Below are 20,992 nucleotides of genomic sequence, written 5' to 3'. Positions count from 1 at the left end.
GATCAGGCGCACATGAGCGGATTTTCATCAGGGCTCGGGAGCGGATGTATCGCTCCATGAAGCCGGATATACGGCAGCAGTCGTACCCAAGTTCGAAAAAGCACGTCGGTCGCTGGCAAAACGGGAGGAGTCCATATACGCATAACGCCTATGGCGTTATCTGCCGCATCGCGGACAGAGTCCGCTCCTACAGGTGGAATGCCATGCCTCATGGCGAACTGTAGGAGCAGGCCCTGCCTGCGATTCGCGCGCAGGGCGCGCTCCTACATGGGACTGGCGTGGGTGGAGCGGCGGATAACCGCGAACGGCTATCCGCCCCGCGCTCCCGCCGGGGCCTGAACGAAAACGCCCGGCCGAAGCCGGGCGTCGCGGGGTGGCGTCGCCTCAGTAGACCGGCAGCTCGATGCCTTCGAACAGCTCGTCCAGCTCGGCCTTGTTGTGGCACTGCACGGCCTTGGCCAGCAGCTCGCGGGTCAGGTGCGGGGCGAACTTCTCGATGAAGTCGCACATGAAGCCGCGCAGGAAGGTGCCGCGGCGGAAGCCGATCTTGGTCACGCTGGACTCGAACAGGTGGCTGGCGTCGAGCATCACCAGGTCGCTGTCCAGCTTCGGGTCCACCGCCATGTGGGCCACGATGCCCACGCCCAGGCCCAGGCGCACGTAGGTCTTGATCACGTCGGCGTCGGCCGCGGTGAACACCACCTTGGGCACCAGGCCGCGCTGGTTGAAGGCCTCGTCCAGCTTGGAGCGGCCGGTGAAGCCGAACACGTAGGTGACGATCGGCTGCTCGGCGAGCAGTTCCAGGGTCAGCTTCGGCACCTTGGTCAGCGGGTGGCCCTGGGGCACGATCACGCAGCGGTTCCAGCGGTAGCAGGGCATCATGATGAGGTCGCCGAACAGCTCCAGGGCCTCGGTGGCGATGGCGAAGTCGACGGTGCCGTCGGCGGCCATCTCGGCGATCTGCATGGGCGTGCCCTGGTGCATGTGCAGGGACACGTCCGGGTACTGCTTGATGAAGCCGCTGATCACCGCGGGCAGCGCGTAGCGCGCCTGGGTGTGGGTGGTGGCGATGGACAGGGTGCCCTTCTTCTCGTTGGAGAATTCCTGGGCGATCTGCTTGATGCTCTCGACCTTGCGCAGGATCTCGCCGGCGGTGTTGATGATGCGCTCGCCGGCCGGAGTGACGCGGGTCAGGTGCTTGCCGCTGCGGGCGAAGACTTCCACGCCCAGCTCGTCCTCCAGCAGGCGGATCTGCTTGCTGATGCCCGGCTGCGAGGTGTACAGGCTCTGCGCAGTGGCGGAAACGTTCAGGTCATGGTGCGCGACTTCCCAGATATAGCGCAGTTGCTGGAGCTTCATGGAGATTCCTCGAAATGGATGTCGCGGCCCGCGACCCGGGCTCTGCTTTTATAACCATATTAATGGTTTGAGGAATAAAGTTAGACGTTTTTTTCGAGCTTGCCTACTACGTCGCTCATGGCGCCCCCCCGGCCACCCCCGGCCCCCGGGAAAAACGCGAGGCAGAGCGCCCCGTCCGTTCGTCGCGCAGCCGCCTCAGGTGCGGTGCTGCAACATGGGCACCAGGTACACCGGCACTTCCGCCAGCTGCACCACCCGTGCGGCGGTACGCCCCAGGGGCGTGTTCATGCCCTCGCCATGGCTGTGGCTGCCGGCGACTATCAGGTCCACCTGCAGGCGCTGCGCCTCGTCCAGGATCACCTGCGGCGGGTCGCCCTGCAGCACGCGCACCGAACGGATCATGCCCGCCTCCCCGTGCAGCTCGCCGAGCTCGTCGCGAAAGCCCTCCATCACCCGCCGCTCGATATTGCCCATGACGGTGCTCAGGCCGCTGCTGCGCAGCTCGGCGAGGGTGTCGGCATCCAGGTAGGTCTGCAGCACGGAGTCGGCGAACAGCCCCATCGGCTCGACGGCGTGCACCACGTGGATCTCGGCGTCGTAGGCGCGGGCGAGGGACATGGCGTGCTGGAGAACGTACGGGGCGTAGAGACCAAGGTCGGTAGCGTAGAGAATCGATCGGATCATGCGGCCTCCTACTGCCTCGGCGGCGGGCCTCTGAGCAGAGTAGCAGCAAGCGGCCGAGGCCGCGCTAGCTGGCCGTCTGCGGCTCGTTGCTCACGCCGTGGGGCACGTGGCCGGTGGCGACCACGTCCCTGGCCCGCTCGCAGTGCCCGGGCTGGTCGTCGAAGAACACGTCGGCGCTGAAGGCCTCGAGGAACGCCGACTTGTCCAGGCCGCCGAGGAACAGCGACTCGTCGAGGCGGATGTCCCATTCACGCAGGGTGCGGATCACCCGCTCGTGGGCCGGCGCCGAGCGCGCGGTGACCAGGGCCGTGCGGATCGGGCAGGACTCCTGGGGGAAGGCCTGCTGCACGCGGTTCAGCGCCGCCAGGAAGGGCTTGAAGGGGCCGCCGCCCAGTGGCTCGCGGGCGGACTCCTGCTCGCGGGTCTGGAAGGCCTCCAGGCCGCCCTGCTGGAACACCCGCTCGGCCTCGTCGGAGAACAGCACGGCGTCGCCGTCGAAGGCGAAGCGCAGTTCGCCGCCGGTCTCGCGACGGGCCCCGGCGGAGAGGATGGTGGCCGCGGCGAAGCCGTTCTCCAGGGCGCTGCGTACGTCTTCGACGTGGGTGGAGAGGAACAGGTGGCAGCCGAACGCCGCCAGGTACGGGTAAGGGCTGCGCCCGCCGACGAAGGCCGCGCGGGAGATGCCCAGGCCGTGCTGCTGGATGGAGTTGAACACCCGCAGCCCGGTGTCGGCGCTGTTGCGCGACACCAGCACCACCTCCACCAGTTGCCGGCCGAGCATCTCGTTGAGGCCCAGCAGCTTCTGCACCAGGGCGAAGGCGTCGCCGGGCTGCAGCACCTCGTCCTCGTGGACGATCTGGTACTGCCGGTAGGCCTCCACGCCTTCGGATTCGTAGATGCGGTGGCTCTCGTCGAGGTCGAACAGCGCCCGCGAGGAGATCGCCACCACCAGCTTGTCACCCAGCCCCTTGCCCATTGCCCGTTCCCCCGTGGTGGATCAGCGCGCCTGGTTGCGCGCGTCGATGAAGCGTAGCGCCCGTTGCAGCGCCTCGATGCGCGGCATCGCCGCCCCGGCGGCGGCCGCCGCGGCCAGGGGCGCGTCGTAGATGGCCTGCAGCTCCAGCGGCCGGCGCTGGGCGAAGTCGTGGTACATGCTCGGCAGGTAGTCGGGCATGCGCTCGGTCGCGCTCAGCATCGCCGCCGGGTAGCCGGCCGGCAGCTCATGGCCGCAGGCGGCGGCGCCGGCCATCACCTCGTCCATGATGGCGGCGATCAGCGCGCGGCTGTCGGCATTGGCCATCAGCGCCCGGGTGCCGCTGTCGAGCAGCACCGACAGGCCGTTGTAGGGGATGTTCCACACCAGTTTCTGCCAGCGCGCGTGCTCCAGCGCCGGCATCGCCAGGGAATCCAGCCCGGCCGCGCGGAACAGCGCCGCGCCCTCCTCGGCCAGGGCCTGGCCGGCGGCGGCATCGGCGGCCGGCCCGCTGTGGTAGCCCAGGTGCACCGCGCCCAGGGCCTGGTGCTCGATCACCCCGGGGGCGGCGCGGTGCACGCAGATGTAACAGAGCCCGCCCAGCAGGTGCAGCGAATCCGGCAGCAGCGGGCGCAGGCCCTCCTCCACCGCCAGGCCGTTCTGCAGCAGCAGGACCTTGGCCCCCGGCGCCGCGGCGCGGGCTATCAGCGGCGCCAGCTCGGCGTTGCCGGTGGTCTTGGCGCCCACCAGCAGCCAGTCGCACGGCGGCAGCTCGGCGACGTCGTGGTAGGCCTGCACCGGCGCCAGGCTCAGCGCGCCATGCACCTGGCTGTTCAGGCGCAGGCCGTGTTCGGCCACCGCGGCGTATTCGCTGCGCAGCAGGAAGTGCACGTCGAAGCCGGCGCGGGCCAGCATCAGGCCGTAGAAACCGCCGATGGCGCCGGTGCCGATCACGCCGATGCGAACGGGGGGAACAGTCATTCAGGGCAACTCCTCGGGAATGCGCCGGGCCGCGGCACGCAGGGCCTGGGCCAGGGGGCCGGCGCGCAGGGGCGCGTCGAGGCGGCCGTGGAAGGCCCCGTCGCGCACCAGGAACAGCGCCGGCAGGTGGAAGACTTCGTAGCGCTCGACCAGGCCGCCGTTGCGCCCGGCATCGACCCAGCACAGGCGCTGCACCGGCAGCCCCATGCCCGGCAGCTGCGCGCGGGCCCAGCGGCAGGAAGCGCAGCCCTCGGCGCTGAAGACCAGCAGCGAGTCGCCGGGCAACTCGAGCAACCGGTGATCGGCGTCCAGGTCGGTGAGTTCGAACGACGGCACTATACTTGGCTCGATGCCAACACCAAAAAGATTGCAGTCGGAGCCTTCCGTCATGCGACAGTTCCTGCGTCACCCATGTGATCTACCGGTGGAGCTGGTGGTCCGCAGGCAGCTCTTCCTGCCGCGCCAGCGCCTGTACAATATCAGCCTCGGCGGGGTCGCCTGCAACGCCCCGCGCGGTTTCCGCCGCGGCACCGCGGTCGAGCTGCGCATCCCGCTGCTGGGCGACGCCGCGCGCTACCCCGGGGTGGTGGCCTGGAGCCGCAAGCTCGTCGACGACTACCTGGTGGGCGTGGCCTTCCTCGACGAGGACACCCTGTTCCGCGCGCGCATGGTCGAGCAGGTCTGCCAGATCGAGCACTACCGGCGCCAGCGCGAGCGCGAAAGCGGCCAGGCGCAGCCGCTGGAGGACACGGCGCTGGAGTGGATCACCTGCAATGCCGCCGACTTCCCCCTGTTCTGCGCCATCTGAAACGGCGCAAAACCCCGTCGTCCGGGCATTTTCCCGGTGCCTGCCCATTGTCGAGCCGGCGTCCGACGCGTTAAGGTTCGACTTCCCCTTAGCGAGATTCATGCCTGCGCCCCATCGCATGGGGGGTTCCTGGCGGCCGGCACCCGTGACCTGACTGAGTACCACGATGGCTGATTTACAGATCGACGACCTTAACGTTGCCTCCAACGAGACCCTGATCACGCCGGAGCAGCTCAAGCGCGAAATCCCCCTGACCGAAGCCGCCCGGCAGACCGTCGCCCATGGCCGCCAGGTCGTCCGCGACATCCTCGACGGCAAGGACCACCGCCTGTTCGTGGTGATCGGCCCCTGCTCCATCCACGACGTCAAGGCCGCCCACGAATACGCCGAGCGCCTCAAGGTACTGGCCGCCGAGGTCGCCGACAGCCTGTTCCTGGTGATGCGCGTGTACTTCGAGAAGCCGCGCACCACCGTGGGCTGGAAAGGCCTGATCAACGACCCCTACCTGGACGACTCCTTCAAGATCCAGGACGGCCTGCACATCGGCCGCCAGCTGCTGCGCGACCTGGCCGAGATGGGCCTGCCCACCGCCACCGAGGCGCTCGACCCGATCTCCCCGCAGTACCTGCAGGACCTGATCAGCTGGTCGGCCATCGGCGCGCGCACCACCGAATCCCAGACCCACCGCGAGATGGCCTCCGGCCTGTCCTCCGCGGTCGGCTTCAAGAACGGCACCGACGGCAGCCTGACCGTGGCGATCAACGCCCTGCAGTCGGTCTCCAGCCCGCACCGTTTCCTGGGCATCAACCAGGAAGGCGGCGTGTCCATCGTCACCACCAAGGGCAACCGCTACGGCCACGTGGTGCTGCGCGGCGGCAACGGCAAGCCGAACTACGACTCGGTGAGCGTGGCCCTGTGCGAGCAGGAGCTGACCAAGGCCAAGGTGCCGCTGAACGTGATGGTCGACTGCAGCCACGCCAACTCCAACAAGGACCCGGCCCTGCAGCCGCTGGTGATGGACAACGTCGCCAACCAGATCGCCGAGGGCAACAACTCCATCGTCGGCCTGATGGTGGAAAGCCACCTGGGCTGGGGCAGCCAGCCGATCCCGAAGGACCTCTGCCAGCTGCAGTACGGCGTCTCCATCACCGACGCCTGCATCGACTGGGAAACCACCGAGAAGGCCGTGCGCAGCATGCACGCCAAGCTCAAGGACGTGCTGCCCAGGCGCCAGCGCGGCTGAGTCGGATGCAACGAAAAACGCCGGGCAATGCCCGGCGTTTTCATTGGTGCTGGCGGCTCAGGCCATGCGGTCGGCGTGGCGCGGGTGGCGCTCCAGGTAGCGCTCGACGTAGGAGCAGGAGGGAATCACGCTGTAGCCCTTGCGCTCGGCGTACTGCAGCGCGTGCTCGGTGAGCGCCGCGGCGATGCCCCGGCCGCGCAGGCTGTCCGGCACGAAGGTGCGGTAGATGTCCAGCGTCTGCTTGCCCAGATCCATGTAGGCCAGGTAGGCACGATGACCGTCCACCGTCGTGACGAACTGGTGGCTGGACTCATCATGATGGATGGACAACGACTCACTCACTTGCACTCTCCTCTTGCGGGTCTCACAACTCGACCCGCACCTGATTGATCTTGTTCAGGCGGAGGTTCATCTCGGCCGAGCCCGTCCCGATGAGGACCGTGATATAGACTCGTCCGTTCTCCACCTTGTGCAGTACACCCTGGTAATAGGCACCATCGAAGGTGATGAACTGCAGGCGCTTGCCGGTGTACTGGGCAAGGCTGTCGATACTGACGAAGCCATATTGCTGCGTTCTCTTCTCCGACTCAACCGTTTCTTCGGCTGAAATCTTGTGGGTGGCCGAATCGACGGTGATCTTCTGCTTCAACGGGTCGACCCAGGCGAAGCCGACCGGGCTCACCGCCTGCTGGTTCACCAGCACCACCGGGCGCAGCATGCCGACCACGTCCTTGGCCTCGAAGAACTGCAGCCCGCCCCAGGTCATGCCCTCGGTGGGGTTGAGTTCCAGGCGTAGCGACTGCGGGTCGGCCAGGTAGCGGGCGTAGGCGTCGAGCAGCGGCGGGTCCAGCGCCACGCGCTGGCTGCGCATGGCCTTGTCGAACTGCGCCAGGGCCTGCTTGAGGTATTCCTCGCGCTTGATGCCCAGGCGCGCGGCGCAGAACTCCTGGACCTTGCGCTGGTACTGGTTGTCATCCAGCTCGACGGTCACCTGGGACACCCGCGGCGGGTTCACGCGCATGTCGCCGGGGCGTTCGGAGACGTTGCTCAGGGACATGCCGACGCGGGTGTCGAGCATGCCGCGGGCGTCCGAGCGCAGGTTGAAGGTCAGCTTCTGCGCACCGGGTTCGAACAGGTACGAGAACTCGATGTCCGACTCCAGGGTGCGGTAGCCCATCTGCAGCAGCTCGTCGGAGCCAATGTTGCGGACGTTGCCGCAGGCCACCTCGCTCATGGCGGTGAACACGCTGCTCTCCGCCGGCTGCTCGTACAGCGCCTGCATGAACGGACCGTGCACCTGCAGCTCGACGCCGGTGAGCTCCATGGCCATCTGCTTGGGCAGCTTGCCCTCGGCCAGGCGCTCCTTGAAGCTGAGCAGCTCGCGCAGGCCGTTGAACCTGAGCTGGGCATGGGCCACCTTCAGGCTGTCGCGGGCGGCCGGCACGCGGATCTCCACGTTCTTCAGGCCGACGCGGCCGTCGAAGGAAGAGGAAATCCCGCCGTAGGTGATCTCCACCATCGGCGACAGGCGCGCCACGGCATCGTCGACGATGCTGCGCACGGACAGCCACAGCGACACCTTGATGATCAGCGCCACGGCCACGATGCCGAGCAGGCCCCACTTGAGCAGTTTCGACATTCGGAAGGACTTCCTTGTATGCGGATTGATACGGACGGCGGTGCTGGCAGCTTAACAGCACGGCCTGCGCGCCTCCATGCGCCGCCCGCCAAATTCGCCGGCTCGCCCGCCGGAGAGTGAAGCCCGTCGCAAAACCGCGGTGACCGGCCGGTCGGACACAGCGCTTTACGGTCGCCGTGGCCGCCAGTATGTTCTGCGCCACGCCCCTTTTCCCGGATGTCCTGCCATGAGTGAACTGATCAGCTATCAACTCGACGACGGCGTCGCCACCCTGACCCTCGCCAACGGCAAGGTGAACGCCATCTCCCCCGCCGTGATCGAGGCCTTCAACCAGGCGCTGGACCGTGCCGAGCAGGACCGCGCGGTGGTCATCCTCACCGGCCAGCCGGGCATCCTCTCCGGCGGCTACGACCTCAAGGTGATGACCTCCGGCCCGGAGAACGCCGTGGCCCTGGTGGCCGCCGGCTCGACCCTGGCCCGGCGCATGCTGGCCCACCCCTTCCCGATCATCGTCGCCTGCCCCGGCCACGCCGTGGCCAAGGGCGCCTTCCTGCTGCTCTCGGCGGACTACCGCATCGGCGTCGACGGCCCCTTCCAGATCGGCCTGAACGAAGTGGCCATCGGCATGACCATGCACCACGTGGGCATCGAGCTGGCCCGCGACCGCCTGCGCAAGTCGGCCTTCAACCGCTCGGTGATCAACGCCGAGATGTTCGCCCCGCAGGAAGCCATGGCCGCCGGCTTCCTCGACAAGGTGGTGAGCCCCGAGGAACTGCTGGACACCGCCCGCGCCGCCGCCCAGCAGCTGAAGAAGCTGAACATGACCGCGCACCGCAACACCAAGCTGAAGGTGCGCCGGCAGTTGCTGGAAACCCTGGACCAGGCCATCGAGCAGGACAAGAAGCACCTGGGCTGAGGCCCGCTTCCCACACCATCCCCACCGCCGGCTTCACCTGTAGGAGCGCGCCCTGCGCGCGAAATCGCGGGCAGGGCCCGCTCCTACAATCCGCCGTGGCGCACGGTATCCACCGTAGGACTCCGTCCGCGATGGCCGGACATCCCGGCGCGGTTCGCGGATGAGATCCGCTCCGCTGCCCCACCCGCGCCGTTCCCCTGTAGGAGCGCGCCCTGCGCGCGATTTCGCGGGCAGGGCCCGCTCCTACGGGTCGCGCCTTCCCATACCCCTCGAATAGTTACGAAAAAGGCAAAACTGATTAAGCCCGTTCGGTCTTTTTCAAAAATTATTGCGCGTTAACCTATTGATGAACCCACAGGAAAAGCAACCAACGAGGTGTTCATCATGAAACTGCAACTGATCGCCACTGCCCTCCTCGCCAGCGCCACCCTGCTCGGCGCCCAGGCCGGCTTCGCCGAAGAATCGCCGCTGATGCAGAACCGCATGGTCAACCTGAACCAGGCCGCGCTGCAGCACCAGGCCGAACAGACCGCCCAGCAACAGCACGACGCCGCCCAGGCCCACCAGGGCTGAGCGGCGCCCGCCGGCACCCCGACGGCCCCGCACGCCCCGCTTCCGGGACGCGCCAGGCCGCCGGCCGCGCCTCAGCCGAGTTTCTCGTCGGCAGCCACGCCCTTGCGATAGACCGCATAGACCAGCACCGGGATGTCCAGATGGCCGAGATACCTGTCCAGCAACGGTCGCACATCCTTCCAGTCCAGCCCGCCGACGCCAGTGGCCAGGCAGGGCAGCGCCAGGCTGCGGACTCCCTCCCCCTCGACGAGTTTCGCCAGCTCCCGCAGGCAGTGCCCGACGTTCTCCAGGCTGGCCTTGGCCGGCTTGGCGCTGCGCCCGCTGCCCTGCATGTCCTGGGTCAGCAGGTTGACGATGCCGCGGGTCGAACCATCGGCGTCCACCCCCGACCAGGCCCAGATGGAACCCGGCGCGGGCGCCGAGGCGTGCGCCGCATGACGGTAGTCGCGGACCAGCGACGGCCAGCGCTCGCGCAGGGCCAGGGCCAGGCCGCTGTCGAACGGGTCCTGGGGGGCGATGCCATGGGCGATGACCTGGGCCTTGCTCAGCAGAATGTCGCCTTCAACTTCTCGGATCATGAATCTTTCCTTGCTCGGTGGGGTACCTCGGAAGCCTTGTCTTGCGCTCCCGTCTATCTTCACGTTACGCCTGGCCGCACCGCGGACCTTGACCCGCATCAAGGCCACATTCCCCTCGCGGCAGACGGCGAAACATCAATTCCACCGATAGTTGAAAGCAACGAACATCGTTATTCCATCGACGAGACTGCTGGGAAACTGGCCGCAATCCCACTTCCGGCAGCCATCGCCATGCACCGCTCCACCGCCCGTACCCTGCGCAACGGCGCCCTCGCCAGCATCGGCCTGTACAGCATCGTGGTCCTGGTGGCGCTGGCCCTGAGCGGCGGCTTCCAGGGCGCCCGCAACGTCCAGCCGGAAGGCGTGGACAAGAACGCGCTGTTCCAGCGCTTCAACCAGGTGCTGCCCAACGCCCTGGCGGTGCTGCAGCAGAGCCTGCGCCCGCACTCCTGAGCCCCGCGCTGGCGGCCTGCGCCAGCTTGCCCATACTTTGCAGATCGCCGCCGGTGCCCGCCGGCACCGCCCGCCTCCGCCTGCCGGGAGAACGCGCCATGGGTCGAGTCGTCGCATCCGCCGTCTACTGCAAGGGCAAGAAGGTCGCCGATATCCCGCTGGAGGCGGGCTATCGCTGGGCCTGCCAGCCCGACCACTTCGTCTGGACCGGCCTGCAGGAGCCCACGCCGGAAGAGCTGATGAACCTGCAGAAGCAGTTCAACCTGCACGAACTGGCCATCTCCGACGCCCTGGAGAAGCACAGCCGGCCGAAGCTGGAGACCTTCGGCGACGCGCTGTTCATGGTGATCTACTCGCCGGTGCGCGCGGACAGCCGGCTGATGTTCGTGGAAACCCACCTGTTCGCCGGCATCGGCTACATCATCAGCGCCCGCCACGGCTTCTCGCAGTCGTACTCGCAGGTGCGCCAGCGCTGCGAGGCGCGCCCGCTGCTGCTGGCCCACGGCACCGACTTCGTGCTCTACGCCCTGCTCGACTTCGTGGTCGGCAACTACGAACCGGTGGTGGAGGAAATCCGCGGCGAGATCGAGGTGCTGGAGCAGCGCGCCCTGCGCACCTCGCTGAGCCTGGAGGAGATCGAGCGCATCTACGGCCTGCGCCGCGAGGTGCTCAAGCTGCGCCACTACGCGGCGCCCATGGTGGAAATCTGCCAGGAGCTGCAGCGCCTGGACTTCCCCTTCATCGACAAGCAGATGCGCCCCTACTTCCGCGACGTGGCCATCCACGTCAACCGCCTGCTGGAAGACCTCAACTCGCTGCGCGACATCGCCAGCCAGACCATCGAGGTCGGCCTGCTGCTGGAGTCCTCGCGGCAGAGCGTGGTGCAGCGCAAGTTCGCCGCCTGGGCGGCGATCCTCGGCTTGCCCACCGCGGTGGCCGGCATCTACGGAATGAACTTCGAGTACATCCCGGAGCTGCACTGGCACTACGGCTACTTCCTGGTGATGGGCCTGCTGGTGATCGGCTGCATCGGGTTGTACGTCAGCTTCAAGCAGGCGGATTGGCTCTGACCTGCCGGCCGCGCCGAAGCGCTTGCATACCTGTAGGAGCGGATTTATTCGCGATGGGCCTGGCACCGCCGGGTAGCTGGATCGCGGACGGAGTCCGCTCCTACGCTCGAGTTCCGGCGCAAATGAAAACGCCGCTCCGGGGAGCGGCGTTTTCGCGGGGAAGCGGACTCAGGCGGCGTTCTGCTCGTCCTTCTTACGGCCCAGCTGGACGAAGCGCATCATCCACTCCGCCACCGTGGCGCCCTGGTGCTCGCGGTCGAGGCTGTCGACGCCCTTCTGGTACACCGGTTCGCTGAAGATCTCCCGGCGCAGGTCGAGGATCGCCTGGGAATAGTCGGCGACGAACTCCGGGTGGCCCTGGAAGCACAGCACCTGGTCGCCGATGGCATAGGCGGCGTTCGGGCAGAAGTCGCTGCTGGCGATGCGCCGGGCGCCCTCGGGCAGCCGGGTGACCTGGTCCTGGTGGCTGACCAGCAGGGTCAGGTCGTCCAGCGCCGGCTGCATCCACTGCGGCTGTTCCTCGATGCGGTAGTCGTGGATGCCCACGCCCCAGCCCTGGTCGGCGCGCTCGGTCTTGCCGCCGAGCAGCAGGGCCAGCAACTGGTGGCCGAAGCACACGCCCAGCAGCTTGTCGCCGCGCTCGTAGCGGGTCAGCAGGTAGTCCTTGAGCTTGCGGATCCAGGGTTCGTCGCCGAAGGAATCATACTTGCTGCCGGTCACCAGGTAGGCGTCGTAGTGCTCGCTGTCGGGCGGGTAATGGCCCTCCACCACGTTGTACACCTTGAACTCGGCGGGCACCGGTTGCTTGGCGAACAGCTGCTGGAACATCCAGCCGTAGCCGGTGTACTGGTCGATCAGCTCGGGACGCAGGATATCGGTTTCCAGAATGCAGATTTGCAGCGACATGTAGTGGTGGGTTCCTGATGTTAAGCGGGCACGAACGCGCGTTTTCTTAACAAACTGCACGCTCCGTGAAAACTACACACTGTTTTTTCACGACACAAGATGGCAAAGCCATTCCATGCGTCGGAATTTCAGGGGAAATACCCGAAAAAACGCCGCGCATCAATGCCGGCGGAAACGATGGCGACCGGCTGCTCAGCCGCCCCGCGCCATCGCCTGCGCCTGCGCCGTCTCCAGCACCCAGGCGTACTCGCCCTGCAGGTTGCCCAGGGCCATGGCGTGGACCTGCCCGGCGCTATGCACCGCGGCGTGGGGTTCGCTGGGCATGGGGGGTTCCAGAGGTGATGGGTTTCGCTGCGCTCTACGCCATCCTACGGTGCTTGCCGGCAAGAAAAAAACCGGCCGTGGGGGTCGGTTTGCAGTGTGGGTGTTTTTCGTAGGGATGGGTTTGCTTGCGAATGCACCCTGTGACTACGGTGTCTTGGCTGGACTCCGCTCCCTCTCCCTGAAGGGAGAGGGACCGTTGGGCAGAACTGGAGGTTCCGGAGTCAGCCGGCAACCTCGGTGGCTTCCGGATGAAACCATTCCTTCTCTCGGCACGGACAAGCCCCCTCTCCCTTCAGGGAGAGGGCTGGGGAGAGGGGCAGAGTCAATCCAACACACCATGGCTACCGGGAAATGCCGTTCGCGAGCAAGCTCGCTCCTACGAAAGTCCTTCAGAAGGTCTCGCCGCGTGCCGCCTTGTCCAGCAACAGCGCCGGCGGCTCGAAGCGCTCGCCGTACTGCTCGGCCAGGTACTGCGCGCGGGCGATGAAGTCCTGCAGGCCGTACTGGTTGATGAACTGCAGCGCGCCGCCGCTCCAGGCGGCGAAGCCGATGCCGAAGATCGAGCCGATGTTGGCGTCGGCGGTGGAGCGCAGCACGCCCTCCTCCACGCAGCGCACCGTCTCGATGGCCTGGACGAAGAGGATGCGGTCGCGCACGTCCTCGGCCGGGATCATCCCGTCGGCCTTTTCGAAGCGCTGCTTCAGTTCCGGCCACAGGTGCTTCCTGCCGTTGGCCGGGTACTCGTAGAAGCCGCCGCCGGCCGCCTTGCCCGGGCGCTTGTACTCGTTGAGCATCAGGTCGACCACGGCGAAGGCCGGGTGCCGCGGCAGGGCCTTGCCCTCGGCTTCCAGGTCCTTGCGGGTCTGCTCGCGGATGTGGCTCATCAGGCTCAGCGAGACTTCGTCGCTGATCGCCAGCGGGCCCACCGGCATGCCGGCCTGGCGCGCCTGGTTCTCGATCATCGCCGCCGGCACGCCTTCGCCGAGCATGGCCAGGCCCTCGTTGGTGAAGGTGCCGAACACCCGCGAGGTGAAGAAGCCGCGGCTGTCGTGGACCACGATCGGCGTCTTCCTGATCTGCAGCACATAGTCGAAGGCACGGGCCAGGGTGGCGTCGTCGGTCTTCTCGCCGCGGATGATCTCCACCAGCGGCATCTTGTCCACCGGGCTGAAGAAGTGCAGGCCGATGAACTTCTGCGGCTGCGCCACGGCCTGGGCCAGGCCGGTGATCGGCAGGGTCGAGGTGTTGGAGGCGATCACCGCGTCGGGCAGCGCGGCGGCTTCGGCGGCGGCGGTGACCTTGCCCTTGAGCGCGCGGTCCTCGAACACCGCCTCGATGACCAGGTCGCAGCCCTCGAAGTCGGCCTCGCTGGCGGTGGGCTTGATGCGGGCGAGGAAGGCGTCGCGCTTCTCGGCGGTCATCTGGCCCTTGCCGACCTTCTTGTCCAGCAGCGCGGCCGAGTAGGCCTTGCCCTTCTCCGCAGCCTCGATGGAAACGTCCTTGAGCACCACCTCGATGCCGGCGGCGGCCGAGACGTAGGCGATGCCCGCGCCCATCATGCCGGCGCCGAGCACCCCGACCTTCTTCGTCTGCTGCTGCGGGTAGCCCTGGGGGCGCGATTTGCCGGCGTTGATCTCGTTGAGCTGGAACCAGAAGGTGCCGATCATGTTCTTCGCCACCTGGCCGGTGGTCAGCTCGGTGAAATAGCGCGCCTCGATCAGTTGCGCGGTGTCGAAATCGACCTGGGCGCCCTCGACCGCGGCGCACATGATCTTCTCCGGCGCCGGGAAGCAGCCCTTGGTCTTGTCGCGCAGCACCGAGGGGGCGATGGCCAGCATCTGCGCCACGTTGGGGCTGGACGGGGTGCCGCCGGGGATCTTGTAGCCGGCGCTGTCCCAGGGTTGCTTGGCGTTGGGGTTGGCGGCGATCCACTCGCGGGCCTTGGCCAGCATCTCTTCGCGGCTGGAGGCCAACTGGTGGACCAGGCCGGCCTTGAGCGCCTGCTCCGGGCGCACCTTCCTGCCTTCGGCGAGGTACGGCAGGGCCTTCTCCAGGCCCAGCAGGCGCACCATGCGCACCACCCCGCCGCCGCCGGGCAGCAGGCCCAGGGTGACTTCCGGCAGGCCCAGCTGCACGTGGCTTTCGTCCAGGGCGATGCGGTGGTGGCAGGCCAGGCAGATTTCCCAGCCGCCGCCCAGGGCCGCGCCGTTGATGGCGGCCACCACCGGCTTGCCGAGGGTCTCCAGGCGGCGCAGCTGGCCCTTGAGGACCAGGATGCCTTCGTAGAAGGCCTGGGCGTCGGCCTTGGTGACCTTGATCAGTTCGTTGAGGTCGCCGCCGGCGAAGAAGGTCTTCTTCGCCGAAGTGAGGATCACGCCGGCGATGGCGTCCTTCTCGGCCTCCAGGCGGGCGATGGTGGCGGCCATGGCCTCGCGGTAGACCGCGTTCATGGTGTTGGCGCTCTGGCCGGGCATGTCCATGGTCAGGACGACTATGTTGTCCTGGCCCTTCTCGTACTGAAAAGCGTAGCGGATGGCTTCGGTCATTTCTTGTTCTCCGGCCTCAAACCCTTTCGATAATCGTCGCGATACCCATGCCGCCGCCCACGCAGAGGGTGGCCAGGCCGTAGCGCAGGTTGCGCCGCTCCAGTTCGTCGAGCAGGGTGCCGAGGATCATGCAGCCGGTGGCGCCCAGGGGGTGGCCCATGGCGATGGCGCCGCCGTTGACGTTGACCTTGCCCTCGGGCACGCCCATGTCCTTCATGAACTTCATGACCACCGAGGCGAAGGCCTCGTTGACCTCGAACAGGTCGATGTCGTCGACGCGCAGGCCGGCCTTGGCCAGGGCCTTGCGGGTGGCCGGCGCCGGGCCGGTGAGCATGATGGTCGGGTCGGTGCTGGTGACCGCGGTGGCGACGATCCGCGCGCGGGCCTTCAGGCCCAGCTCGCGGCCCTTGGCCTCGGAGCCGATGAGCATGGCGGCGGCGCCGTCGACGATGCCCGAGCTGTTGCCCGGGGTGTGCACGTGCTCGATGCGCTCGACGTAGCTGTACTTGCGCAGGGCGGTGGCGTCGAAGCCCATCTGGCCCATCATCTCGAAGCTCGGCTTGAGCGCGCCGAGGCCTTCCAGGGTGGAGTCGGCGCGGATGAATTCGTCGTGGTCGAGCAGGACGATACCGTTCTGGTCGGTGACCGGCACCAGGGATTTCGCGAACAGCCCCTCGGCGCGGGCCTTGGCGGCCTTCTGCTGGGAACGCAGGGCGAAGGCGTCGACGTCGGCGCGGCTGAAGCCTTCCAGGGTGGCGATCAGGTCGGCGCCGATGCCCTGGGGCACGAAGCTGGCGTGCAGGTTGGTTTGCGGGTCCAGCGCCCAGGCGCCGCCGTCGGAGCCCATGGGTACGCGCGACATGGACTCCACGCCGCCTACCAACACCAGGTCCTCGAAGCCCGAGCGCACCTTCATGGCGCCCAGGTTCACGGCCTCCAGGCCCGAGGCGCAGAAGCGGTTGATCTGCACGCCGGCCACCTGCTCGTCCCAGTCGGCCACCAGCGCGGCGGTCTTGGCGATGTCGGCGCCCTGGTCGCCCACCGGCGTCACGCAGCCCAGGACGATGTCGTCGACCTGGGCGGTGTCCAGCTGGTTGCGCCGCTGCACCGCGCGCAGCAGGCCGGCCATCAGGTTGACCGGCTTGACGCTGTACAGCGCGCCGTCCTTCTTGCCCTTGCCGCGGGGCGTGCGCACCGCGTCGTAAATCAATGCTTCGGTCATGGCGTTCTCTCTTGGGAGTGCTCTCTTGGCGTGGAGGTCACGCAGGCAGCGTGTCGGCCTACCTTAACCGCGTGGCGACGGCCGGCAATGACCGGATCGCTCAGGCGGATTGACCCCCGCGCTCAGCCCAGGCGACCGGCGGTCGCCTGGCGCACCGCTCTGGGCAGCGCCCCGACGGGCGGTCGGATGGGCGGTCGGGCCGCAGGCCAGAGCCGTCACCGCGTTGTCATATAGATGGAATATGCCTGGAACCATAGGATTTGCTGCCAGATCGTCTAAGCCCGCGCCAGCCGGGGCTTAGACTGAAATTTCGCAGTACCTATGGGACGTCGCTGCCGGGTCTTGCCGGGGCGGCCGGTATGCAAAGCCAAGGTCGCAGCCACCCGCGCCGGGCCGTAACGAGCGCGCGGGGGCGGGCCAACAACAAGAAAGGCGGAAGAACATCATGATGGATCAACAACCGAAGAAATGGCGGCAGGCCAGCCTGATCGTCTTCGTTACCGCAGTGGTGCTCATCATCCCCAACCTCAGTCGCCTGGTCGGCTAGCCAACCGTCCGCCTGCTGCTGCGAAGCCGGCGTCGCCCGAGGGGCCGCGGCCCTCGCAGCACAGGTGGCAGTGCCGTTCGTCGGCATCCTCTGCTATGTTTGCGCAGCCCATCGCTGGAGCCCGCCCATGCGCTTCATCCTGCCGCTGCTGATCCTGCTCTGCCCCACCGTGTTCGCCGCCGAACTGACCCTGGAGCTGCCCGGCGGCACGCGCACGCTGAGCAGCGCGCAACTACTGTCCAACGCCCAGGCGCGCAGCATCGAGATCAAGGACGACGTGGCCTACAAGCGCACCATGCACTACCGCGCGGTGCCGCTGGCGGCGCTGCTGGAGGGCGTGGACGGCCGCGCCCACGTGCAGGCCGTGGCGCTGGACGGCTTCGCCGCCGAACTGCCGGCCGCGCCGCTGCTGCAGAAGGAAGGCGCGCGGGCCTGGCTGGCCATCGAGGAAGAGAAGAAACCCTGGCCGCCGCTGGGCCAGGGCAAGCCCTCGGCCGGGCCCTTCTACCTGGTCTGGAGCGACCCGCAGGCCTCGGCCATCGGCCCGGAGCAGTGGCCCTTCCAGGTCAGCACCCTGCGCGTGCTGGACTCGGTGGAAATCCGCTTCCCGGCCCTGCTCCCGGCCAAGGACGCCAGCGCCGACGTGCAGGCCGGCTTCGCCCTGTTCCAGAAGCACTGCCTGGCCTGCCACCGCCTGAACGGTGCCGGCGACGCCCAGTTCGGCCCGGACCTGAACCAGCCCCACAGCCCCACCGAGTACTTCGCCAAGGACTTCCTCCACGCCTACATCCGCGACCCGCAGAGCCTGCGCCGCTGGCCCCAGGCGAAGATGCCCGGCTTCGCCCCGGAAACCCTCGACGACACCGAGCTGGACCAGCTGATCGACTACCTCGCGCACATGGCGGCGCTGCGCCAGGCGCTGATGTAAGGCCCCCGGACAAAAAAAGGCGGACGTCCCCAGGGGGCGTCCGCCTTCTTTTTTCTTTCGCACCCAAGGCAGCGCAAACGCCGCCCTCCCCCGCCTCACAGCTTGGCGATGGACACCTCGGTGGACTTCACGAAGGCGATCACTTCGCTGCCCACGGCCAGCTCCAGCTCCTTCACCGAGCGGGTGGTGATCACCGAGGTGACGATGCCGGCGGCGGTCTGCACGTCGATTTCCGAGAGCACCGGGCCTTCGATGATTTCCTTCACGGTGCCCTTGAACTGGTTGCGGACGTTGATGGCTTTGATGGTCATGGCGTTTCTCCTATGGGGAATGTCGGTAGTGCACGGATGAACGGTGGATCAGAGCGCCCAGCGCAGTTGCGTGGGCAGTGGGGACACGGGTTCCGGTTCGGGCGGCAGCGGCGGCAGCGCCAGCACGCGGTCGAGCACCTCGGCTTCCAGCGCGGCCAGGCGCGCCGAGCCGCGGGAGCGCGGGCGCGGCAGGTCGACCGTGAGGTCCAGGCCGATCTCGCCCTCCTCGATGAGGATCACCCGGTCGGCGACGGCCACCGCCTCGCTGACGTCGTGGGTGACCAGCAGCACGGTGAAGCCATGGCGCTGCCAGAGGTTCTCGATCAGCCGCTGCATCTCGATGCGGGTGAGCGCGTCCAGCGCGCCCAGCGGCTCGTCCAGCAGCAGCAGGCGCGGCCGGTGGATCAGCGCGCGGGCCAAGGCCACGCGCTGCTTCTGGCCGCCGGACAGGCTGGCCGGCCATTCCCGGGCGCGGTCGGCCAGGCCCACCGCTTCCAGGGCTTCCAGGGCCTGCTTGCGCCAGTCGCCGGAAAGGCCCAGGCCGACGTTGTCGATCACCCGCTTCCACGGCAGCAGGCGCGAGTCCTGGAACATCAGGCGGGTGCCGTCGCGGGCCTCCTCCAGGGGCGCGGAGCCGGCCAGCAGCTGGCCGTCGCTGGGGGCGTCGAGGCCGGCCAGCAGGCGCAACAAGGTGCTCTTGCCGCAGCCGCTGCGGCCGACGATGGCGACGAACTGGCCGGCGGGGATGCGCAGGTCGATGCCCTTGAGCACCTCGCGCTCGCCGAAGCGCTTGACCACGCCGTCCAGCGCCAGCGGGATGCCCTGCTTGAGGTTCTGCGGCGTGCTGAGCGCATTCATGCCGCACCTCCCTTGGCCTGGTAGGCCGGGTGCCAGCGCAGCCAGACGCGTTCCAGGCCACGGGCGGCGAGGTCGGCGAGCTTGCCCAGCACGGCGTACAGCAGGATCGCCAGGACCACCACGTCGGTCTGCAGGAACTCCCGGGCGTTCATCGCCAGGTAGCCGATGCCGGAGCTGGCGGAGATGGTCTCGGCGACGATCAGCGTCAGCCACATGAAGCCCAGGGCGAAGCGCACGCCCACCAGGATCGACGGCAGCGCGCCGGGCAGGATCACCTGGCGGAACAGGGCGAAGCCGGACAGGCCGTAGCTGCGCGCCATCTCCAGCAGCCCCGGGTCGATGTTGCGGATGCCGTGGTAGGTGTTCAGGTAGATGGGGAACAGGGTGCCGAGGGCGACCAGGAAGATCTTCGCCGACTCGTCGATGCCGAACCACAGGATCACCAGCGGGATCAGCGCCAGGTGCGGCACGTTGCGGATCATCTGCACCGAGCTGTCGAGGAAGCGTTCGCCCCACTTCGACAGGCCGGTGACCAGGCCCAGGGCCAGGCCGATGGAGCCACCGATGACGAAGCCGATGGCGGCGCGCCAGGTGCTGATCGCCAGGTGCTGCCAGAGCTCGCCGCTCTTCACCAGTTGGTAGCCGGCTTCCACCACCGCGCTGGGCGCCGGCAGGATGCGGCTGGAAAGGAAGCCCCCCTCCACCGCCACCTGCCAGACCAGCACCAGGGCCACCGGCAGGGCCCAGGGCGCCAGGCGCTGGGCCAATCGATTGGACACACTCATTTCACTACTCCGTTTCGTCGTAGGGCGAATAACGCGCCAGCGTTATCCGCCGTCGGCGGATGAAGCGTTCCGCTTCATTCGCCCTACCCCATTCTTCAGCTCTGCGCGGCCTGCTTGGGCAGGATGTCGTTGGCCACCATCTCGCCGAAGGGGCTGACGTAGCCGCGGGCTTCGGGCTGCTGCGGGCGGGCCAGCTGCAGGTGCGGGAACAGCAGTTCGGCGACGCGGTAGGACTCTTCCAGGTGCGGGTAGCCGGAGAAGATGAAGGTGTCGATGCCGAGGTCGGCGTATTCCTGCACCCGCGCGGCCACGGTCGGGCCGTCGCCGACCAGCGCGGTGCCGGCGCCGCCGCGCACCAGGCCGACGCCGGCCCAGAGGTTCGGCGAGACTTCCAGGTTGTCCTTGCTGCCGCCGTGCAGGGCGGCCATGCGCTGCTGGCCCACCGAGTCGAAGCGGGCCAGCGAGGCCTGGGCGCGGTCGATGGTGTCCTGGTCGAGGTGGCTGATCAGGCGGTCGGCGGCCTTCCAGGCTTCCTCGTTGGTTTCACGCACGATCACGTGCAGGCGGATGCCGAAGCGCACGCTGCGGCCGTGCTTGGCGGCCTTCTCGCGGACCTGGGCGATCTTCTCGGCCACCGCGGCCGGCGGCTCGCCCCAGGTCAGGTACAGCTCGACCTGTTCGGCGGCCAGATCCTGGGCGGCTTCCGAGGAGCCGCCGAAGTACAGCGGCGGGCGCGGCTGCTGGATCGGCGGGTAGAGCAGCTTGGCGCCCTGCACCTGGATGTGCTTGCCGGGGTAGTCCACGGTCTCGCCTTCCAGCACGCGGCGCCAGATGCGGGTGAATTCGACGGAAGCTTCGTAGCGCTCCTCGTGGTTCAGGTGCAGGCCGTCGCCGGCCAGCTCGTCCGGGTCGCCGCCGGTGACCAGGTTGAACAGCGCGCGGCCGCCGGACAGGCGGTCGAGGGTCGCGGCCTGGCGCGCGGCCACGGTCGGCGAGATGATCCCCGGGCGCAGCGCGACCAGGAACTTCAGGCGCTGGGTCACCGGGATCAGCGAGGCGGCGACCAGCCAGGAATCCTCGCAGGAACGCCCGGTGGGGATCAGCACCCCGCCGAAACCGAGGCGGTCGGCGGCCTGGGCCACCTGCTGCAGGTAGCCGTGGTCGACCGCGCGGGCGCCCTCGGCGGTGCCAAGGTAATGGCCGTCGCCGTGGGTGGGAAGGAACCAGAAGATGTTGAGGCTCATCGCTATAACTCCAGAGTGAGCGCGCCGGCGTGGCGTAGCCGCGC

At 67.9% G+C, this 20,992-nt stretch carries 23 protein-coding genes; 7 read left to right on the top strand and 16 right to left on the bottom strand.

Annotated features, from left to right (window positions below; all coding sequences use genetic code 11):
- Positions 1-384: 384 nt before the first annotated feature.
- The 5 genes from cysB to CHC02_RS28030 all read right to left on the bottom strand — a co-directional run bounded on the left by cysB (position 385) and on the right by CHC02_RS28030 (position 4,387).
- Positions 385-1,359, bottom strand: coding sequence for an HTH-type transcriptional regulator CysB (gene cysB / locus CHC02_RS28050; protein ID WP_089394656.1), 975 nt, complete (start codon positions 1,357-1,359; stop codon positions 385-387).
- A gap of 195 nt (positions 1,360-1,554) precedes the next feature.
- Positions 1,555-2,043 carry a universal stress protein gene (locus CHC02_RS28045; protein ID WP_089394655.1) on the bottom strand — a complete coding sequence of 163 codons (489 nt, stop codon included), beginning with the start codon at positions 2,041-2,043 and terminating at the stop codon, positions 1,555-1,557.
- Positions 2,044-2,107: 64 nt separating this feature from the next.
- Positions 2,108-3,019, bottom strand: a complete 912-nt coding sequence (locus CHC02_RS28040; RefSeq protein ID WP_089394654.1) for a 5'-nucleotidase — start codon at positions 3,017-3,019, stop codon at positions 2,108-2,110.
- Between the two features lie 21 nt (positions 3,020-3,040).
- On the bottom strand, positions 3,041-3,997 hold the full coding sequence (locus tag CHC02_RS28035) for a putative 2-dehydropantoate 2-reductase (protein WP_089394653.1): 957 nt from the start codon (positions 3,995-3,997) through the stop codon (positions 3,041-3,043).
- The gene (locus CHC02_RS28030) at positions 3,998-4,387 is read right to left on the bottom strand and encodes a YbbN family protein (protein ID WP_089394652.1); all 390 of its coding nucleotides are present in this window, start codon (positions 4,385-4,387) and stop codon (positions 3,998-4,000) included.
- On the opposite strand from CHC02_RS28030, the gene CHC02_RS28025 reads away from it, so the two are divergent.
- The gene (locus CHC02_RS28025) at positions 4,386-4,805 is read left to right on the top strand and encodes a PilZ domain-containing protein (protein ID WP_089394651.1); all 420 of its coding nucleotides are present in this window, start codon (positions 4,386-4,388) and stop codon (positions 4,803-4,805) included. The two genes, CHC02_RS28030 and CHC02_RS28025, sit on opposite strands and share 2 nt — an antisense overlap.
- Positions 4,806-4,971: 166 nt before the next feature.
- Complete coding sequence (locus CHC02_RS28020) at positions 4,972-6,048, top strand: 3-deoxy-7-phosphoheptulonate synthase (protein WP_089394650.1); 1,077 nt, start codon at positions 4,972-4,974, stop codon at positions 6,046-6,048.
- Positions 6,049-6,105: 57 nt separating this feature from the next.
- On the opposite strand, the gene CHC02_RS28015 is transcribed toward CHC02_RS28020, so the two are convergent.
- Together CHC02_RS28015 and CHC02_RS28010 are read right to left on the bottom strand one after the other, a co-directional pair.
- Positions 6,106-6,390, bottom strand: coding sequence for a GNAT family N-acetyltransferase (locus CHC02_RS28015; RefSeq protein ID WP_009623398.1), 285 nt, complete (start codon positions 6,388-6,390; stop codon positions 6,106-6,108).
- Between the two features lie 22 nt (positions 6,391-6,412).
- Positions 6,413-7,687: a hypothetical protein gene (locus CHC02_RS28010; protein WP_089394649.1), complete on the bottom strand. Its 1,275-nt coding sequence runs from the start codon at positions 7,685-7,687 to the stop codon at positions 6,413-6,415.
- A gap of 226 nt (positions 7,688-7,913) precedes the next feature.
- Here CHC02_RS28010 and CHC02_RS28005 point away from each other — a divergent pair, with 226 nt between their 5' ends.
- Both CHC02_RS28005 and CHC02_RS28000 read left to right on the top strand, forming a co-directional pair.
- A complete protein-coding gene (locus tag CHC02_RS28005; protein ID WP_089394648.1) occupies positions 7,914-8,603 on the top strand; it encodes a crotonase/enoyl-CoA hydratase family protein in 690 nt (229 codons plus the stop codon).
- Positions 8,604-8,987: 384 nt separating this feature from the next.
- Complete coding sequence (locus CHC02_RS28000; RefSeq protein WP_089394659.1) at positions 8,988-9,176, top strand: hypothetical protein; 189 nt, start codon at positions 8,988-8,990, stop codon at positions 9,174-9,176.
- Between the two features lie 71 nt (positions 9,177-9,247).
- Here CHC02_RS28000 and CHC02_RS27995 read toward each other — a convergent pair whose 3' ends face one another.
- Positions 9,248-9,754: a macro domain-containing protein gene (locus tag CHC02_RS27995; protein ID WP_089394647.1), complete on the bottom strand. Its 507-nt coding sequence runs from the start codon at positions 9,752-9,754 to the stop codon at positions 9,248-9,250.
- Between the two features lie 231 nt (positions 9,755-9,985).
- On the opposite strand from CHC02_RS27995, the gene CHC02_RS27990 reads away from it, so the two are divergent.
- On the top strand, positions 9,986-10,207 hold the full coding sequence (locus CHC02_RS27990; protein ID WP_089394646.1) for a hypothetical protein: 222 nt from the start codon (positions 9,986-9,988) through the stop codon (positions 10,205-10,207).
- Between the two features lie 98 nt (positions 10,208-10,305).
- The gene (locus tag CHC02_RS27985) at positions 10,306-11,277 is read left to right on the top strand and encodes a magnesium and cobalt transport protein CorA (protein WP_089394645.1); all 972 of its coding nucleotides are present in this window, start codon (positions 10,306-10,308) and stop codon (positions 11,275-11,277) included.
- Between the two features lie 168 nt (positions 11,278-11,445).
- On the opposite strand, the gene CHC02_RS27980 is transcribed toward CHC02_RS27985, so the two are convergent.
- From CHC02_RS27980 to CHC02_RS27965, 4 genes are all read right to left on the bottom strand, one after another.
- A complete protein-coding gene (locus CHC02_RS27980) occupies positions 11,446-12,183 on the bottom strand; it encodes an amidotransferase (protein ID WP_089394644.1) in 738 nt (245 codons plus the stop codon).
- A gap of 192 nt (positions 12,184-12,375) precedes the next feature.
- Complete coding sequence (locus tag CHC02_RS30825; RefSeq protein ID WP_279615566.1) at positions 12,376-12,507, bottom strand: hypothetical protein; 132 nt, start codon at positions 12,505-12,507, stop codon at positions 12,376-12,378.
- A gap of 389 nt (positions 12,508-12,896) precedes the next feature.
- Positions 12,897-15,053: a 3-hydroxyacyl-CoA dehydrogenase NAD-binding domain-containing protein gene (locus tag CHC02_RS27970; protein ID WP_089394643.1), complete on the bottom strand. Its 2,157-nt coding sequence runs from the start codon at positions 15,051-15,053 to the stop codon at positions 12,897-12,899.
- 16 nt (positions 15,054-15,069) lie between these two features.
- Positions 15,070-16,275 carry an acetyl-CoA C-acetyltransferase gene (locus CHC02_RS27965; RefSeq protein WP_089394642.1) on the bottom strand — a complete coding sequence of 402 codons (1,206 nt, stop codon included), beginning with the start codon at positions 16,273-16,275 and terminating at the stop codon, positions 15,070-15,072.
- A gap of 674 nt (positions 16,276-16,949) precedes the next feature.
- On the opposite strand from CHC02_RS27965, the gene CHC02_RS27960 reads away from it, so the two are divergent.
- Entirely contained in the window at positions 16,950-17,750 is an 801-nt protein-coding gene (locus CHC02_RS27960; RefSeq protein WP_089394641.1) for a c-type cytochrome, read from the top strand.
- Positions 17,751-17,845: 95 nt separating this feature from the next.
- Here CHC02_RS27960 and CHC02_RS27955 read toward each other — a convergent pair whose 3' ends face one another.
- The 4 genes from CHC02_RS27955 to ssuD form a co-directional block, all read right to left on the bottom strand.
- Positions 17,846-18,061 (bottom strand): TOBE domain-containing protein, encoded by a 216-nt coding sequence (locus CHC02_RS27955; RefSeq protein WP_089394640.1) that lies wholly within the window; start codon positions 18,059-18,061, stop codon positions 17,846-17,848.
- A 48-nt stretch (positions 18,062-18,109) separates the two neighbouring features.
- Entirely contained in the window at positions 18,110-18,919 is an 810-nt protein-coding gene (ssuB, locus tag CHC02_RS27950) for an aliphatic sulfonates ABC transporter ATP-binding protein (RefSeq protein ID WP_089394639.1), read from the bottom strand.
- Positions 18,916-19,704 (bottom strand): aliphatic sulfonate ABC transporter permease SsuC, encoded by a 789-nt coding sequence (ssuC, locus tag CHC02_RS27945; RefSeq protein ID WP_089394638.1) that lies wholly within the window; start codon positions 19,702-19,704, stop codon positions 18,916-18,918. Before ssuC ends, ssuB begins: the two co-directional genes overlap by 4 nt.
- A gap of 95 nt (positions 19,705-19,799) precedes the next feature.
- The gene (gene ssuD / locus CHC02_RS27940) at positions 19,800-20,948 is read right to left on the bottom strand and encodes an FMNH2-dependent alkanesulfonate monooxygenase (RefSeq protein ID WP_089394637.1); all 1,149 of its coding nucleotides are present in this window, start codon (positions 20,946-20,948) and stop codon (positions 19,800-19,802) included.
- Between the last annotated feature and the right edge of the window lie 44 nt (positions 20,949-20,992).

The sequence above is a fragment of the Pseudomonas delhiensis genome, from assembly GCF_900187975.1.
GTDB lineage: Bacteria > Pseudomonadota > Gammaproteobacteria > Pseudomonadales > Pseudomonadaceae > Pseudomonas > Pseudomonas delhiensis.
This window is presented reverse-complemented; position numbering and strand designations above follow the sequence as displayed.

Bases quoted from the DNA above. Each gene is read 5' to 3' on its own strand.
- CHC02_RS27985 (WP_089394645.1), top strand. From the start codon at position 10,306: ATGGGTCGAGTCGTCGCATCCGCCGTCTACTGCAAGGGCAAGAAGGTC.
- CHC02_RS28025 (WP_089394651.1), top strand. From the start codon at position 4,386: ATGCGACAGTTCCTGCGTCACCCATGTGATCTACCGGTGGAGCTGGTG.
- CHC02_RS28005 (WP_089394648.1), top strand. From the start codon at position 7,914: ATGAGTGAACTGATCAGCTATCAACTCGACGACGGCGTCGCCACCCTG.
- ssuC (WP_089394638.1), bottom strand. From the start codon at position 19,704: ATGAGTGTGTCCAATCGATTGGCCCAGCGCCTGGCGCCCTGGGCCCTG.
- CHC02_RS28045 (WP_089394655.1), bottom strand. From the start codon at position 2,043: ATGATCCGATCGATTCTCTACGCTACCGACCTTGGTCTCTACGCCCCG.
- CHC02_RS27990 (WP_089394646.1), top strand. From the start codon at position 9,986: ATGCACCGCTCCACCGCCCGTACCCTGCGCAACGGCGCCCTCGCCAGC.
- CHC02_RS28030 (WP_089394652.1), bottom strand. From the start codon at position 4,387: ATGACGGAAGGCTCCGACTGCAATCTTTTTGGTGTTGGCATCGAGCCA.
- ssuB (WP_089394639.1), bottom strand. From the start codon at position 18,919: ATGAATGCGCTCAGCACGCCGCAGAACCTCAAGCAGGGCATCCCGCTG.
- CHC02_RS27970 (WP_089394643.1), bottom strand. From the start codon at position 15,053: ATGACCGAAGCCATCCGCTACGCTTTTCAGTACGAGAAGGGCCAGGAC.
- CHC02_RS27965 (WP_089394642.1), bottom strand. From the start codon at position 16,275: ATGACCGAAGCATTGATTTACGACGCGGTGCGCACGCCCCGCGGCAAG.
- ssuD (WP_089394637.1), bottom strand. From the start codon at position 20,948: ATGAGCCTCAACATCTTCTGGTTCCTTCCCACCCACGGCGACGGCCAT.
- cysB (WP_089394656.1), bottom strand. From the start codon at position 1,359: ATGAAGCTCCAGCAACTGCGCTATATCTGGGAAGTCGCGCACCATGAC.
- CHC02_RS27955 (WP_089394640.1), bottom strand. From the start codon at position 18,061: ATGACCATCAAAGCCATCAACGTCCGCAACCAGTTCAAGGGCACCGTG.
- CHC02_RS28010 (WP_089394649.1), bottom strand. From the start codon at position 7,687: ATGTCGAAACTGCTCAAGTGGGGCCTGCTCGGCATCGTGGCCGTGGCG.
- CHC02_RS27995 (WP_089394647.1), bottom strand. From the start codon at position 9,754: ATGATCCGAGAAGTTGAAGGCGACATTCTGCTGAGCAAGGCCCAGGTC.
- CHC02_RS30825 (WP_279615566.1), bottom strand. From the start codon at position 12,507: ATGCCCAGCGAACCCCACGCCGCGGTGCATAGCGCCGGGCAGGTCCAC.
- CHC02_RS28040 (WP_089394654.1), bottom strand. From the start codon at position 3,019: ATGGGCAAGGGGCTGGGTGACAAGCTGGTGGTGGCGATCTCCTCGCGG.
- CHC02_RS27960 (WP_089394641.1), top strand. From the start codon at position 16,950: ATGCGCTTCATCCTGCCGCTGCTGATCCTGCTCTGCCCCACCGTGTTC.
- CHC02_RS27980 (WP_089394644.1), bottom strand. From the start codon at position 12,183: ATGTCGCTGCAAATCTGCATTCTGGAAACCGATATCCTGCGTCCCGAG.
- CHC02_RS28035 (WP_089394653.1), bottom strand. From the start codon at position 3,997: ATGACTGTTCCCCCCGTTCGCATCGGCGTGATCGGCACCGGCGCCATC.
- CHC02_RS28000 (WP_089394659.1), top strand. From the start codon at position 8,988: ATGAAACTGCAACTGATCGCCACTGCCCTCCTCGCCAGCGCCACCCTG.
- CHC02_RS28020 (WP_089394650.1), top strand. From the start codon at position 4,972: ATGGCTGATTTACAGATCGACGACCTTAACGTTGCCTCCAACGAGACC.